The 13059-nt window shown below is 62.6% G+C and carries 20 protein-coding genes, 1 tRNA gene and 1 pseudogene; 13 read left to right on the top strand and 9 right to left on the bottom strand.

From position 1 onward, the window contains the following. Positions 1–60: 60 nt before the first annotated feature. Positions 61–1296 carry a glycoside hydrolase family protein gene (locus tag H9532_RS10035; RefSeq protein WP_296367964.1) on the bottom strand — a complete coding sequence of 412 codons (1236 nt, stop codon included), beginning with the start codon at positions 1294–1296 and terminating at the stop codon, positions 61–63. 64 nt (positions 1297–1360) lie between these two features. On the opposite strand from H9532_RS10035, the gene H9532_RS10030 reads away from it, so the two are divergent. The 4 genes from H9532_RS10030 to H9532_RS10015 all read left to right on the top strand — a co-directional run bounded on the left by H9532_RS10030 (position 1361) and on the right by H9532_RS10015 (position 3779). Beyond that, entirely contained in the window at positions 1361–1585 is a 225-nt protein-coding gene (locus tag H9532_RS10030; protein ID WP_296367962.1) for a hypothetical protein, read from the top strand. A gap of 18 nt (positions 1586–1603) precedes the next feature. Further along, positions 1604–1954, top strand: a complete 351-nt coding sequence (locus H9532_RS10025) for a hypothetical protein (RefSeq protein WP_296367960.1) — start codon at positions 1604–1606, stop codon at positions 1952–1954. 118 nt (positions 1955–2072) lie between these two features. Then, positions 2073–2167, top strand: a tRNA-Lys gene (locus H9532_RS10020). Positions 2168–2405: 238 nt separating this feature from the next. After that, a complete protein-coding gene (locus H9532_RS10015) occupies positions 2406–3779 on the top strand; it encodes a hypothetical protein (RefSeq protein WP_296367958.1) in 1374 nt (457 codons plus the stop codon). A 55-nt stretch (positions 3780–3834) separates the two neighbouring features. Here H9532_RS10015 and H9532_RS10010 read toward each other — a convergent pair whose 3' ends face one another. From H9532_RS10010 to H9532_RS10000, 3 genes are read right to left on the bottom strand one after another with little or no spacing between them, the layout of a single operon-like run. After that, on the bottom strand, positions 3835–4035 hold the full coding sequence (locus tag H9532_RS10010) for a hypothetical protein (RefSeq protein ID WP_296367956.1): 201 nt from the start codon (positions 4033–4035) through the stop codon (positions 3835–3837). Between the two features lie 8 nt (positions 4036–4043). Further along, positions 4044–4283, bottom strand: coding sequence for a hypothetical protein (locus H9532_RS10005; RefSeq protein ID WP_296367955.1), 240 nt, complete (start codon positions 4281–4283; stop codon positions 4044–4046). A gap of 28 nt (positions 4284–4311) precedes the next feature. Beyond that, positions 4312–4635, bottom strand: a complete 324-nt coding sequence (locus H9532_RS10000; RefSeq protein ID WP_296367953.1) for a hypothetical protein — start codon at positions 4633–4635, stop codon at positions 4312–4314. A 223-nt stretch (positions 4636–4858) separates the two neighbouring features. Here H9532_RS10000 and H9532_RS09995 point away from each other — a divergent pair, with 223 nt between their 5' ends. From H9532_RS09995 to katG, 3 genes are all read left to right on the top strand, one after another. Beyond that, complete coding sequence (locus tag H9532_RS09995; protein WP_296367951.1) at positions 4859–5080, top strand: galactose oxidase; 222 nt, start codon at positions 4859–4861, stop codon at positions 5078–5080. A gap of 60 nt (positions 5081–5140) precedes the next feature. Beyond that, a complete protein-coding gene (locus H9532_RS09990; RefSeq protein WP_296367950.1) occupies positions 5141–5434 on the top strand; it encodes a DUF1651 domain-containing protein in 294 nt (97 codons plus the stop codon). Between the two features lie 613 nt (positions 5435–6047). Beyond that, positions 6048–8258, top strand: coding sequence for a catalase/peroxidase HPI (gene katG / locus H9532_RS09985; RefSeq protein ID WP_296367947.1), 2211 nt, complete (start codon positions 6048–6050; stop codon positions 8256–8258). Between the two features lie 41 nt (positions 8259–8299). Here the strand turns inward: katG and H9532_RS09980 are convergent, their stop codons facing one another. Continuing rightward, positions 8300–8680: a MerR family transcriptional regulator gene (locus H9532_RS09980; protein ID WP_296367945.1), complete on the bottom strand. Its 381-nt coding sequence runs from the start codon at positions 8678–8680 to the stop codon at positions 8300–8302. Positions 8681–8817: 137 nt separating this feature from the next. On the opposite strand from H9532_RS09980, the gene H9532_RS09975 reads away from it, so the two are divergent. Continuing rightward, on the top strand, positions 8818–9066 hold the full coding sequence (locus H9532_RS09975) for a hypothetical protein (protein WP_296367943.1): 249 nt from the start codon (positions 8818–8820) through the stop codon (positions 9064–9066). A 9-nt stretch (positions 9067–9075) separates the two neighbouring features. After that, positions 9076–9471 (top strand): hypothetical protein, encoded by a 396-nt coding sequence (locus H9532_RS09970; protein WP_296367940.1) that lies wholly within the window; start codon positions 9076–9078, stop codon positions 9469–9471. Positions 9472–9474: 3 nt separating this feature from the next. Here the strand turns inward: H9532_RS09970 and H9532_RS09965 are convergent. After that, positions 9475–9699: pseudogene (locus tag H9532_RS09965) on the bottom strand (carbohydrate porin); the annotation flags it as partial. A gap of 69 nt (positions 9700–9768) precedes the next feature. Between H9532_RS09965 and H9532_RS09960 the strand changes: the two are divergent. From H9532_RS09960 to H9532_RS09955, 3 genes are read left to right on the top strand one after another with little or no spacing between them, the layout of a single operon-like run. Next, complete coding sequence (locus H9532_RS09960) at positions 9769–10086, top strand: hypothetical protein (RefSeq protein ID WP_296367938.1); 318 nt, start codon at positions 9769–9771, stop codon at positions 10084–10086. Positions 10087–10103: 17 nt separating this feature from the next. Continuing rightward, positions 10104–10496, top strand: a complete 393-nt coding sequence (locus tag H9532_RS16050; RefSeq protein WP_366664562.1) for a DUF429 domain-containing protein — start codon at positions 10104–10106, stop codon at positions 10494–10496. Then, positions 10460–10702: a hypothetical protein gene (locus tag H9532_RS09955; RefSeq protein WP_296367936.1), complete on the top strand. Its 243-nt coding sequence runs from the start codon at positions 10460–10462 to the stop codon at positions 10700–10702. Before H9532_RS16050 ends, H9532_RS09955 begins: the two co-directional genes overlap by 37 nt. Positions 10703–10809: 107 nt before the next feature. On the opposite strand, the gene H9532_RS09950 is transcribed toward H9532_RS09955, so the two are convergent. After that, positions 10810–11130 (bottom strand): hypothetical protein, encoded by a 321-nt coding sequence (locus H9532_RS09950; protein ID WP_296367934.1) that lies wholly within the window; start codon positions 11128–11130, stop codon positions 10810–10812. Positions 11131–11584: 454 nt separating this feature from the next. On the opposite strand from H9532_RS09950, the gene H9532_RS09945 reads away from it, so the two are divergent. Next, entirely contained in the window at positions 11585–11809 is a 225-nt protein-coding gene (locus H9532_RS09945) for a ribbon-helix-helix protein, CopG family (protein ID WP_296367932.1), read from the top strand. A gap of 53 nt (positions 11810–11862) precedes the next feature. Here the strand turns inward: H9532_RS09945 and H9532_RS09940 are convergent, their stop codons facing one another. After that, positions 11863–12258: a hypothetical protein gene (locus tag H9532_RS09940; protein ID WP_296367930.1), complete on the bottom strand. Its 396-nt coding sequence runs from the start codon at positions 12256–12258 to the stop codon at positions 11863–11865. A 314-nt stretch (positions 12259–12572) separates the two neighbouring features. Beyond that, entirely contained in the window at positions 12573–13058 is a 486-nt protein-coding gene (locus H9532_RS16045; RefSeq protein ID WP_366664558.1) for a PilZ domain-containing protein, read from the bottom strand. Position 13059: the final 1 nt, after the last annotated feature.

The raw sequence follows: 13059 nt of genomic DNA, 5'->3' as shown, positions 1-13059 counted from the left end.
GGCTGGTGTGAAGGTCATGGATCTAGGAACAACTGGTGAAAGTGTTCCCCGCTTAGCTGCTCAATCGTTCTTGTTGAGCTCGATCCACCAACCCGTTCCAGCTCCTTCCACCATCCAGCGGCGACCCCAGTTGCGCTCGGAGTAGCGCAGGGCCGCTCCGCTGCCGATGGAAGTGGTCACGTAGCCGCCGTTCATCAGATCGGCTTCCCCGTTGGGGTCATGCATCAGGAATTGGCGCTTGGCTGGATCCCATCCGATCACCAGGCTCCAGTGGCCGCCACCGGAGGGGGCCGAGACGGGGCCTTTATGGAGCCAACCCACTGGGCAAGGGAGTCCCCGTTTGAGTTGCTCGATCAGGTCTTCGATGGAGCCGTCTGTCCGGAAGCGTGCCTGCAGGCCCAGGCTGTGGAGTGCAGCGACTTGGGCATTGGCATCGCTGGTGTCGCCATGGCGTTGCACCAGCGCCAGGTATTGATCGTCCAGTTGGCCGGGGCCACGAAGCGCATCGGGTTTCAGGAAGGCAGCTGCCATGGCGCAACTCGATGAGAAGCACATGCGCGGTCCTTGGCTGGTGGCGCTGTCGTTCTGGCTCAGGTAGGGCACCGGCAGTTCGATCAGGCCGGGCAGCTCAGGTTTAGAAGTCGCGTTCGACGGTGAAGCCGGAGTGCGAAACATCTCCGCGAAGGCAGCCCGTTGCTCGGCAGTGAGCGAGCGCTCCAGCTGCAACCAGGCCTCTTGCTGATGGGCCAATCCCTTGTGGTGACGCACCGCGTCCAGGAGCTGGATCGGCTCGTTTTTGTAGTGCTGATTAGCCCAAGTTGCTTGGCGTTCAGTTGCATCAGCGCCATCTGGAGCCTGGGCATGGGACACCTCAGCGGCCCTGCGGCGCTTGAGCCCTTCAACGGGGCCGTTGGGGCCTTTGCACCAGCGCGGCAACTCCTGGGCGATCACCACAGCCGGGCATTCATCCGCCTGCAGGCGCTTGCGCAGGGTGGATCTCTCCAAGGCTCCCCCGCCGACGTTGAAGCAGAAGCTGATCAGGGCATCGCGCTGACGGGCAGTCAGGCCAACGCCGGAGAGGAGCCGGTCGACAGAGCCGGCCGCCTCAGCCACGTCTTGCTTGAGCCAGGTCTCGGCCTTCTCCTGCGTGATCGTCAGTCCCTGCACCACCTCCGCACCGGTGTGGCCGTAGCCGATGGTCCAGGGAGCACCGCCACTGGCGGGGTCGGGGTAGGCGCTTAGGCGGCAGCCCTCCCAGGTTTTGAGCAGGGTCCAGCCCTCAGGGGTTAGTGGCATTAAGGCGAGGCAGAGAACCCTTGAAGGTTCCGACGAAGCGATCTGCGGCAGGCAGGATCAATTCATGACCGATCCCACCCACGAGCTCAGCTCTGCTGACTGGCGCCGCATCTGCGATGCCCTGCGTTATCTCGGCCGCGATCTGCACCACCGCTCCTTTGCTGTGACGTCAGAGCGGCGGGAGTTGCTCTGGGCAGAGATGGACCGCTGTCTGGAGCTGGCGGACCGGCTCAGTGCACAGCTGCCTGATGAAGTCATGGCAGATGGATCAGGCCCGGAACCCTTCTGAGCAGTTCGCCAATGCTCCATGGATTCCCGCCGGCTGGTGGTCTGGATCTCCACCGGGATCCTGGGGTTCCAGGGCGCCACGCTTGCGTTTGACCTGCTCAATTGCACCGCCCTGAGCTGGCTGTATGTACGGATGAACGGTCTGCCGGCGATTGAGCAGCGGGTGGATGAGGGCGCTCGCCTCGGTGGCGTGGAGGATCCCGATGGACCGCAGCAACCCTCGGGCGCTTCCACTTCTGAGCACGCCGTGGCGTTGTTCTGCGCCCGCCCTCAGGGGCGCATCGATGACGCGGTGAATCAGGGACTGAGCATCCTGGCTGGGTTGGCTCTGGGGAGCTCGGTAAGCGGTCGGGATTCCGGCCAGCCATAGCCAGCCAGCGGACCGGAACGGATGGCTCGCTCTGTTCATCCGGAGTGAGTTGGTTTGCCGGATTTTCTGGCAGGATGATCTCACCAGTCGCAGCCGATTTGTTTGGGGGAGTGTTTGGGGGTCGTTTTCTGAGCCCTTGCACGGCAAGGGATCTCGGGAATCTCCAGTTGGCTTTTAACCGATTGGTCCTGAGTTCGAATCTCAGACGACCCATTTTTTTAGATCGTTTGGACTGCAAGGGTTTGACCCTGCAGCACAAGGGATTTCAGGGTTTGCAAAGGGCTTCTGAGTCGGTCGAAATGAGACCGCACAAGGACGCCGAAAACCGTAGTTGTGTCATTTCCTTGGCATAACTGCCAAGACACTGCCAAGGACGCTCGGCGTCTCAAGGGTCGTCTCATGGCCCTTGTTCACAGAAGCGGGGAACCCTCACCTCAGTGGTTCCACCGTCATGCCTTGCCTCGTTTCTCCCCTGGAGCGCGCCAACGGGATCCTGCGACTCCATGATCTGCCCCTGCGCATCCGTGTGCGCCGCCATAGCCAGTGGCTGAGCGTCTACGAAATCCTTCCTGGTGGTGGCACGCGTGAGCGGGCCATGCGGGGCTACTCCGCCCAGAGCGACGCGGATGTGCAGCGACTCTGCGATTCGCTGGTGGAGCAAGGCCGGAGCGATCGGCCCCAGCTATGGACGGCTTTAGCCGAGCCCAGTGCTGGAAGCGCTGCCCATCTCGCCGCCCCCTGCTGGCCTGAGATCTGCGCCGCGGTAGTGGCGTTCCAACGGGGCCAGGGGGTGAACATGAACCTCGTGGGGCCCTTCAAGGGAAAGGGCTACTTCTGCCTGCTGCCGGCGGACCGTGCGGCCACTGAGGAGGACGTGCGCCGCTTTGCGCTGCACACCAGCGAGAGCCTCAAGGCGCGGCTGGAGGACCCAACGGCCACGTTGCTGCCGATGGCCACCCATCGCCAGGGGTTCCGCCAGAAGCGGGAGGTGGTGTCGCTGCTGCGCCGGGCCGGCTACGGGGCGATTGCACCGGAGAGCCTGAGTGAGGAGCTCAAGGGAATGGTGAACCGCAAGAAGGGAGCGCTGGTGGCTGCCGGTGAATCCAGACGCCGCATCCCGAGCACGGCAGCGATCCGGGAGTGGCTTGATCAGGTGGTGGAAGAAGACCCGCTGTGGGGCTGGGTGTTCGCGATGGTGGCCACTTATGGGCTCAGGCCCCACGAGGTGTGGCACATCGCGGAGCTCCCCGATGAGCAGGGGATGGTGAGCATCGGTGTGGCCGCCCGCCACATCAAGGTGACCAAAACGGGCTTTCGGGTGGCATTGCCATTACCCGCCGAATGGGTGAATCGCTATCAATTGGGTGGGGAGAACGGAGAGCAGCGGCTCGAGGAACTGCGCCGCCGCTACGTGCCCAAATTCGTCAATGAAGACGGCCAGCCGTTTGACCCCGAATGTGATCTGGTGAAGCGCTGCGACAACAACGAGCGGCTGGGCGCGGTGTGCTGCCACAAGCTGCGCAGCTCCGATGCCAAGGCCGAGTTTGAGCTGAAAACCAAGCTCTACGCCTGGGTGGAAACAGCACCGGCCCAGGGCAAGAAGAAAGCGCAGAAACGCAAGGAGCGCTGCGTGCCCTATGACCTGCGCCACGCCTACGCCATTCGCGCCAGGGAGACGACGACCTGGAACTACGCGGATGTGGCGGCGGTGATGGGCCATAGCCCGGAAGTGCACCGCCGCACGTATTTGAGTGAGATCACAGGCGAGCAGACGAAGGCGTCGGTAGCGCGGCGGATGCTCGGCGATCAGAGCGAAGCGGCCTGATTCAGGCTCTGCACAGACCAATCAAAAAGGGGGCCATCGGCCCCCTTTCTTGTGGTTATGGCTTGTGGAGGACAGAGCGGCAGGCTGCCAGCGACCAGAGCTGATCGGAGCGGGGAGTGGCAGGGTTCTTGCGCACCCAGTGGACGCCCTGACGGAACACCTTGCGTTGCTGCCAGCGGCAGAGCTTGGAGCGGCTGATGGCGAGGGCAGTGCAGAGCTCGCTGGTGGTGAGCCAGGCGCTGTTGGAGCTGCCCATGGCAGCCATCAGCTGATCCTCCCGAGCGCCAACTCACAGCGCTGCCGGTGCCAGAGCAGGTGCGAGCGGGAACTGGTTGGGTTCTTGGCCACCAGGTGCCGCCCGTCCTTGAGCAGGCCCGAGCGGCGGATGGCGAAGAGCGTGGAGCGGCTGATAGCCAGATGAGAGCAGAGCTCGGTGGTGGTGAGCCAGAGGTGTTCACTCATCGGCAGCAGGGCAGACGACGCTGCGACCTGAACCGGCCGCACGGGAGGCTACTGGCTGTGATCTGAACCCTCAGAGTTCTTCCACCCAGAGCCCCATGCGCTCAAGCCAGAGGTCGGTCTGCTCAAAGCTCCAGTCGTGATCGGACTCCAGGACTTCGGCGATTGCGACCATCAGGTTGAACGCGCGTTCTTCATATCCACCGCGGCTGATCGCGCTGCGCTGCAAAGCATTGGCGAGTTGGAGCAGTTCGAGCTCTGCTAGCCAGTCACCCTGCTCAAAGGCGGCAAAGGCGTGGTCAAGCCCAAAGGGCCCGAGCTCGGTGGTGGAGCAGGTCTGAGGTCGTGGCAGCAAAGAACGCAGCCAGGAGAAGAAGCGCTGAATCGAAGTGATCAAAAGACATGGGGAAAGGCCCCAAAGGGTTCCGACAGGCCTTGCACTCCGCAGCAGATCTGAGCCATGACAGTGGGGCGGTGGGTTGCCAAGGACCCACTGGCTCAAAAAGCCCCGGGCGCCCATGGCCCGGGGCTCCTTTGCAGGCGAATCCAGAACCAATCAGCAGGCCCTTCCACAACCCACCCAATCCCTGCTAGTACAGGTGTACGCATGGAGAGGGTTGATGGCTGCATCTCGAATCCGGGCCACCTCAGTGGCTACAGGCAGTGACTGCGAGGCCTGGCCTTATCTGGATGAGGACGTGCTGCGCCCCAGCCGCAGCCGCAAGGTCTGCATGACCTGCCACTGGTTTCGCCACCACGCAGGCGCCGAGTGCATCCCCGTGCTCACCTGCCAGCTGCACCGCGGCCAGGTCGCCCAGGGAGAGCACCTCGTCCGCCGCTGACAGGGCTGGACCGACGACATGGTCCGCCAACGGGGTTGGGCGCCGGAGGTGGGTTGAGGGGTGTTCGTTCAGAAGGGACAGAAGATCCCGTCAGCTCCGGCTGAGGGTTGGCTGAGTGATGGGCGCCAAGTACTGCACTTCAAGCCCGCGATCTGGAATCAGTGGCAGCAGGAGCTGGAGATCACCAGTGGTGAGTGGCTGAGCGATCAAGCCGCGCCCTTGCTGAAACGCCGCCAGCGGGTCAGCCGTGAGAGGGCCGTTGCGCTCTGGCGGCAACGCAGGGCTGAGGGCTGGACACCCTGCGGTCCGCAATGGCAGCCACCTCAACCGCCGCGGATGGTGCTCTGGCGTTGAGAACCGAGGCCAAACAAACCACGCTGCTCCCGCTGAGCCACCAAGGCAATGCGTGTAAATCCCGATTGCCCAGCGCAAGCGGCGGCGCGAATCTGTGTGCATCAACCACGGAGGCGCCCGGATGGACGACACGCCACCCCGCTACCTGCCAGAAGCACGCTGACTGCAGGCCCCTGCTCCAACAGTCTTCACCCAACCGTGGGCGGGTCGTTCAGCCGGGCAAGAGGAGGACAGGCACCAAAGCCACCTCAACCTGTGCGCCTGACTGATCGACACTCCGTTTGCACCGCCTCAGGTGCCCCAGGAGACCAGACAACCCACACCTGGAACGTTCGGCCCCAGGCGCCAACGCCAGCAGCTTCGACCAACGAAAGCCATTGGAATGTTGTTTGACGCATGACCCCCGGGCATCGCTCGGGGGTTTTTGTTTGGTGCCTGTGTGGCTTCAGAGATAGTCATTGGGTTCCGGTTTCACCAGTCACATGGCGACCCATCAACTCGCCACTGAATGTTGCAGACCATCGGCCCGGTTGACGAAGCATGAACGGCAGCTGTCACGACCTGCCTTCATCCCTAGCTTCAAATTCTGATCACAATCCACGCGGCATTCTTCATGACTGAACTCGGCAAGTGCCCTTTCAGTGGCCACGGGGCGACGCCGATGCCGGTGGCCGGCCGAGGACCCTCGCCGCGTGATTGGTGGCCACAGCAGGTGAATCTGGCAATCCTGCATCAACACAATTCCGTTTCCAACCCACTGGGCACTGCATTCCAGTACCGCGATGCATTCCAGCAACTGGATTACCAGGGGCTGAAGCAGGATCTGTTGGCGTTGATGACCGACTCCCAGGAGTGGTGGCCCGCGGACTGGGGCCATTACGGCGGTCTATTCATCCGCATGGCTTGGCACAGCGCGGGCACCTATCGCACCGCGGATGGGCGCGGCGGGGCCGGCACTGGCAATCAGCGCTTCGCGCCGCTCAATAGCTGGCCCGACAACGGCAATCTCGATAAGGCCCGGCGCCTGCTCTGGCCGATCAAGCAGAAATACGGCAACCGCATCTCCTGGGCCGATCTGATGATTCTGGCGGGCACCTGTGCCCTCGAATCGATGGGCCTGCGCACCTTTGGCTTCGCCGGCGGTCGCGCCGATATCTGGCAGCCGGAAGAGGACATCTACTGGGGCAATGAGCGCACCTGGCTGGGCGATGAGCGCTACAGCGGTGATCGTCAGCTGGAAAACCCATTGGCCGCCGTGCAGATGGGTCTGATCTATGTGAACCCCGAGGGCCCGAACGGTGAGCCTGATCCGGTGGCTTCCGGCCGCGATGTGCGCGAAACCTTCGCCCGCATGGCCATGAATGACGAGGAAACCGTGGCCCTCACCGCCGGTGGCCACACCTTTGGCAAGGCCCATGGCGCAGGACCTGAGGACTTGGTGGGGCCTGCCCCGGAAGGGGCGCCGATGCAGGAGATGGGCCTGGGTTGGCACAACCGCCATGGATGCGGCAAGGGTGCTGATACCACCACCAGCGGCATCGAAGGCGCCTGGAAGCCCAATCCCACCCGTTGGGACATGGGCTACTTCGATATGCTTTTCGGCTACGAATGGGAATTGATCAAGAGCCCCACCGGCGCCTGGCAGTGGCAGGCGAAGGACTGCCGCGAGGAGCACCTGATCCCTGATGCCCACCGCCCCGGCATCAAGCACCCGCCGATGATGACCACGGCGGATCTGTCGCTGCGCTTCGATCCGATCTACGAGCCGATCTCGCGCCATTTCCATCAGCACCCCGAGGCCTTTGCCGAGGCCTTCGCCCGCGCCTGGTTCAAGCTCACCCATCGCGACATGGGGCCCCGCAGCCTCTACCTCGGGCCTGAAGCCCCTGCCGAGGAGCTGATCTGGCAGGACCCGATCCCCTCGCTGGATCACCCGGTAGTGGATGAGGCGGCCATCGCCGATCTCAAGCAACGCATCCAGCGCAGCGGCCTGAGCGTGTCTGAGCTGGTGGCCACCGCCTGGGCGTCCGCCTCCACCTTCCGAGGCTCGGACAAACGCGGCGGCGCCAATGGCGCCCGGGTGTGCCTGGCACCCCAGAGCGCCTGGGCGGTGAACCAGCCGCAGCAGCTCCACAAAGTGATCGGCTACCTGGAGAGCATCCAGCAGGCCTTCAATGGCTCCCGCCAGGGTGACATGCGCGTGTCGCTGGCCGACCTGATCGTGCTGGCGGGCGGCGTGGCGGTGGAGCAGGCGGCGGCGGCGGCCGGCCATCCCGTAGTGGTGCCCTTCACGCCAGGGCGCATGGATGCCAGCCAGGCACAAACCGACATCGCGTCGTTCGCTGTGATGGAGCCCCAGGCCGATGGCTTCCGCAACTGGCAGAAGGGGCCGATGAGCGTGACCGCCGAACACCTGCTGGTGGATCGCGCTCAGCTTCTGGGCCTCAGCGCTCCGGAGATGACGGTGCTTGTGGGCGGCCTGCGGGTGCTCGGCGCCAACACCGATGGGGTGCGCCATGGCGTGTTCACTGAGCGGATGGGTGTGCTGAGCACCGATTTCTTCGTGAACCTGCTCGACATGGCCACCACCTGGGAGCCGATGGATGAGCACGGCGAGCTGTTCGCCGGCTCAGACCGCCGCAGTGGCGCCCGGCGCTGGACGGCCACCCGTGCGGATCTTGTGTTCGGTTCGAACTCTCAGCTCCGCGCCATTGCGGAGGTGTACGCCCAGAGCGATGGTGCGGCGCGCTTCGTGAACGATTTCGTGGCCGCCTGGGTGAAGGTGATGAATGCCGATCGTTTTGATCTGCATCGCATGGCATGACACCAATCAGTGCTGAAGCTTGGCAGTTGTCGTCGTGGGTATCAAGGCTCCTTGATGCCGCCGCACTCCTGCCAGGAGCTCAGCAACTGAGCGAGTTCGGCCTTCATCGCCACCAACTCCGCCAGCCGTTGATCGATCGATTCAATGCGGGTCTGAATACTGCTTTTCAGAGCGCTGCAGTTGCAATGACCAGCGCGCCTTACATCGAGGATCCGCTTGAGCTCAGGCAGGGGCACATCCAAAGCCCGAAGCGCCCGGATCAAACTCAACTCAGCCACAACGGCAGGATCGAAGAGGCGATAGCCCCCCTGGGAGCGACCAACGGCATGAATCAGCCCTTCATCGCTGTAGAAGCGCACCGTTTTCACGGGCAAGCCAGTGGCCTTGGCCACCTGGCCGATCCGCAGCGCTGGCGCCTCCATACACAACCCTCCAGCCCCAGCAGCCTCTTCAGGTTAATCAGACCGCTCCTGTGACGATCTGACGACATCAGGACTCCGGCAGTTCAGGTCTACTGGAGAGTTGCACTAGCTTGCGCGCGTTCCCTCTCGGCCCCGCGATGATTCAAGCCACTGGCGTGAAATGGCTTCCCCAGCTGTTCGGCCTCATCGGCATCGCCGCTGGCCTGCAGCTGGCTGGACCTGTACAGGCGAACACCGGCGGTGTGCCTGCCCTGTATGCGACCAAAGCAGAAGCCGAGGCAGCCGCCAAGCAGCATTTCAATTGCACCGGAGCCCATCAGATGGGAACCCAATGGATGCCATGCGACAAGCATGGCCAGAACAGCGGCTCAACACACACACACTGATCACCAACCATGAGCAGCTGTGGTGAACCGCCCAAACTGATTGCCATTGGCATCGCCCCGCTTGGAATCGTGTCGATCGGCGTGGTGCCGATGGGGGTGGTGAGCATCGGCGTCGTGCCAATGGGGGTGCTCAGCCTCGGCGTTGTGGGCATGGGTGTAGTGAACGCCTGTGTGGTGGGCATGGGCGTGGTGGTGGCCGGCCTCAATGCCATGGGGATCTGGTCGTTCAGCCCTGGCAACGGGCATCAACACCACAGCAGCGGTGCCGCCCAGGAGCAGCTGATGGCCTACCCCAACAGGCACGTGGCGCTTGAGAAAGCACGCGCCCTCGGCTGCGAGGGCGTGCATGCGATGGGCGATCTGTGGATGCCCTGCGCCGAGCATCCAGCCGCACATCGGCACTGAACGTCAGAACTTGAAGCTGGTTTTGATCAGGCCCCCCAGCTGGTTGAAGCTCCGGCCATCGGGGGTATCACCCCCCAGCGGCCGGCTCAGATAGAACAGCGCCGGGGTCACGGCGATGTGGTCCGTCACCTGGACCTCGTACCACCACTCCCAGGCGTAGTTGCCATCGCGAGGTGTGTCGCCGCCCTTGAGGCTGGTGGCGAAGGTGGGCTGGCCGACGGCCATGCCGAGGGCGAAGTTGGTAGAGCAGCGATGAATCAGCCGTACAGCCCTTGCGCTGCTGCAGTCACCTGAGCCATGACCGAACGGTGCTCGTTCACCAGCCGGGAGCGGTTCTCACCCCCCGGCGGTCCTATGGCGCAGCACCGGGTCGCACTCCTCACACCGCGGCCCCCCTCATTCGCCCTGGATCTGATGGCTGGGTTTTCGGTGTTCTTCTGCGATGCCCAGCGCTGCAGCATCCAGCCGGTGCGGGCGATGGATCCAGACCATGCCATCGCCCAGGTGCGCAGTGCCACACCCGACCTGCGTCGTGTGGCGGTAATCCCTGATGCGCTGCTGGAGGGCGTTGATCGAGAGCAGCTGCTGCAGGAGTGGATCCGGGCGAAAGTCTGAACAGCTGCCCAACAGGCATGGTTGCGCTGATTGGCATCGACTGCGCTACACAGCCTCGAAAGGTCGGCCTTGCTCTTGCTGAGCTGGACGGCGAGATCATTCGCATCAAGGCGTGTAGAACCGCAAGCCCGCGGGAGGAGCCGGCCTGGATTGTGAGCCGATGGATGGCTGACCACGGCACGGCGTTGCTGGCCCTCGATGCGCCACTGGGCTGGCCGCGGGCGATGGGAGAAGCCCTGAGCACGCATCAGGCAGGGGCTGGGATTGGAGCAGCGACCCACGAACTGTTTCGCCGTCAAACCGATGACGCCATCCACCAACGGTTCAACAAGAGACCCCTCGAGGTGGAGCCAACTTCATCTCACGGACGGCCTTGGCAGCGCTCAACCTGTTGGACCAACTGCGGCTGATCACGGGTCAGTCAATTCCTCTGGCCTTGTCTCCAGCCGATCTCCAGCAATCGGCTGCCATCGAGGTGTATCCGACTGCTACGCGACTTGCCCATGGCTCGAAGGCCAGGGGCGGCTCCATCGAGGGTTTGGAGTCGTTGATGGATCTCTCCGCATTCGATGGAGAGCTCCCAGCCTCCGGCGACGCCATCGATGCCCTGGTCTGAGTGGTGGCTGCGGCTGATTTCATCCAAGGACGTGCACGCCCTCCTGTGGATCGGGAGACAGCGCAACAAGAGGGCTGGATCTGGACGGCTGAGATCTGAGCGGCCACTCACCAGGGCAGTGGCCCACGCCCAGCCGCGGCGTTGCAGCCCACCTGCGAACCGAGCAAAGCGCCGAGCGGAATGGCCCAGGCGCGGCCGTCATCGCGAGACATGGCGTAGGCCACAGCACCTCCGCCGAGGCCACCGATCAGTCGGCCGGTGTTGCAGCGCTGGGCCTGTTGCTCGGGGGTGAGGGGCGGGGTGCCGTAGGCCTGATAGCCGTTTGCGGCATTCCCCATCCACCAGGGGCGTGGCGGTGCAGAAGGGGCGGGATAGTCCTGAACGCTGCCGCTCCAGCTGGATTGCGGGATTGGCCAGGGGCGCGCCATGGCCATCTGCGGCAGCAGCGCGCTGATGGATGCTGAGACGCCAAGGCAGCTGACAACAGTGCGACGCAGCCAGCGGCGCTGAAACGCAAGCAAGGTCATAACGGTCCTGGTGTGTGTGAGGAGGCCAGCGAGCAGCCGTGCTCGTTGACCTGTCACCAGCCAACTCGGACCTGACAGAAGAAGGGTGACTGGACCTTGACCAGGATCTAACCAGATGTGACTCGATGGTGAAGTCGAGGCTGTTGATCCAATTCATCCTGCGCCTCCATGCCCTGCTGTGTCGCCAAGGATCCGTATTCGCCCCCACAGTCAGTGGCTGACTGTGGGCGATAACCTTTTGGGCTGTGGTTTAAAGCTGGTGGATCAGGCATAAGCTCCCTATCCGACCTTGGCTGCGATGTGTCCTGGCTGTTCCAGTGCGACCAAGGCGGCAATAATCTGCTGATCAGGAATCATGAAGAACTCCAATCCCCCGCAGGCCGATCAGGGTGTTCAGGGTGAACCCGACCCCCGCTTTCGCTTGGACCCAGCCTCCTTCCCGCAGCCCCTAGAGCTCGAGTTGCCCGAGGAGTTGGTGGAACGCTTGCAGCGCCTCGCTAATGAAACCGGTTTTTCGCTCTCTGAGCTTGTTCACAACCTGATCTGCCAACAGCTCAACGAGAAGGCAAAGGAGCCGTGAGCACTCCCTCTGTTGATGTCTGGCCTTGCGGCCAAGATGCGGCCTCCGGCCTGTCAGGGCACGCAGTGGAAGCGCGTCATCAACAGGGTTTCTCGCGGGGGTGAGCCGATGCGTGCATCATCGTCACCGTTGCTGGTGGTTTGGTTGTCGCTCAGCAGGCGAGCGGCCTTGGCCAGGAAGCATTGCTGGTGGTATTCGATCAGATCAATGCCGAAGCAAGCGATGAACTGAAGGTTCGTTTCCGCAAACGAAGCCACCCATGGGCTCACCTTGGCGCTGAGGCCGCAGTGTTGGATCTGTTCGCCGATTTCCTGAGATGGATCCTTCGACATCAGATCGCACAGGCGATTGAGCCTGTACTCCAGGAGTGCCTGGTTGGCAGTTTTTCCTTTGTAGAGATCGAAAGCTGTTTCGATGTGCAGGATTGAGATTCCGAGCTGCTTGCTCAATCCAGGGATGGTGATCGGTTCGTTGTAATGCTCTGAAAAGTAATGAACGACAGTCAGAATGATCTTGTGCTGCTCGAAGCTTTCAAGTGGATGTGGGTTATGCAGAACGTGTAACAGTTGGTCCTCCTTCCTCCCTTCATTCTGTGCGTGGATCGCTCTTGAGGCACGCCAGTAGCACTTTCTTCACGGTTGCTTGATCAACCGACATGACGCCTTGAGACATTCTGCTGTTTGGGCTCTTTGATGGGTCGTTGCTGACTGCTCTCGGTAGTGTGGTGATGAGGGCGTCATGCTCCACGGGAGATGAGGCAGGGCTAGAGACCCTGCTTTTTCTTGTTGAGCCCAAGGGTCGCCATTGTTTGGCCTGTTCGCTGCAGGGTGTCTTCAACACGCCTGGCGCATGGCTGCGCTGTTTGCACCAGTTGAGCGCCAACAAGGGTTGTGCTGTGCTGTTGCCGGCACCAAGCAACGGTTGCCACATAGGAGCAGCTGGTGCCGGGATGATGGATCGCCAGTCGCGAGCCAGGTTTGAGTCCGCTGACGGCTGCCAGGGAGAGTTTGATGCCAGATGGGCTGTAGTCGAGCACCTGGGCTACGCGAGAGCCAAGCACGTCGCTCTCGACGCTGACATTCCAGGTGCGATACAATGCTAAACGCGCCTCAGATCTCCGCTCGTCATGGATGTCCACTGGGGCCTCTGCTCTGCAGTCTTCTGCTTGAGCTCTAAGCCGGCTTGTCAAAGAAAAGCAAGAGAATTTCTGCTCAGATCCAGATCTTGAGTTACCTTCCACACCCCGCATT

The organism is Vulcanococcus sp. Clear-D1, from assembly GCF_014654725.1.
GTDB lineage: Bacteria > Cyanobacteriota > Cyanobacteriia > PCC-6307 > Cyanobiaceae > Vulcanococcus.
Note: the sequence above shows the minus strand (reverse complement) of the source record. Positions and strands in the feature narration are given on the sequence as shown.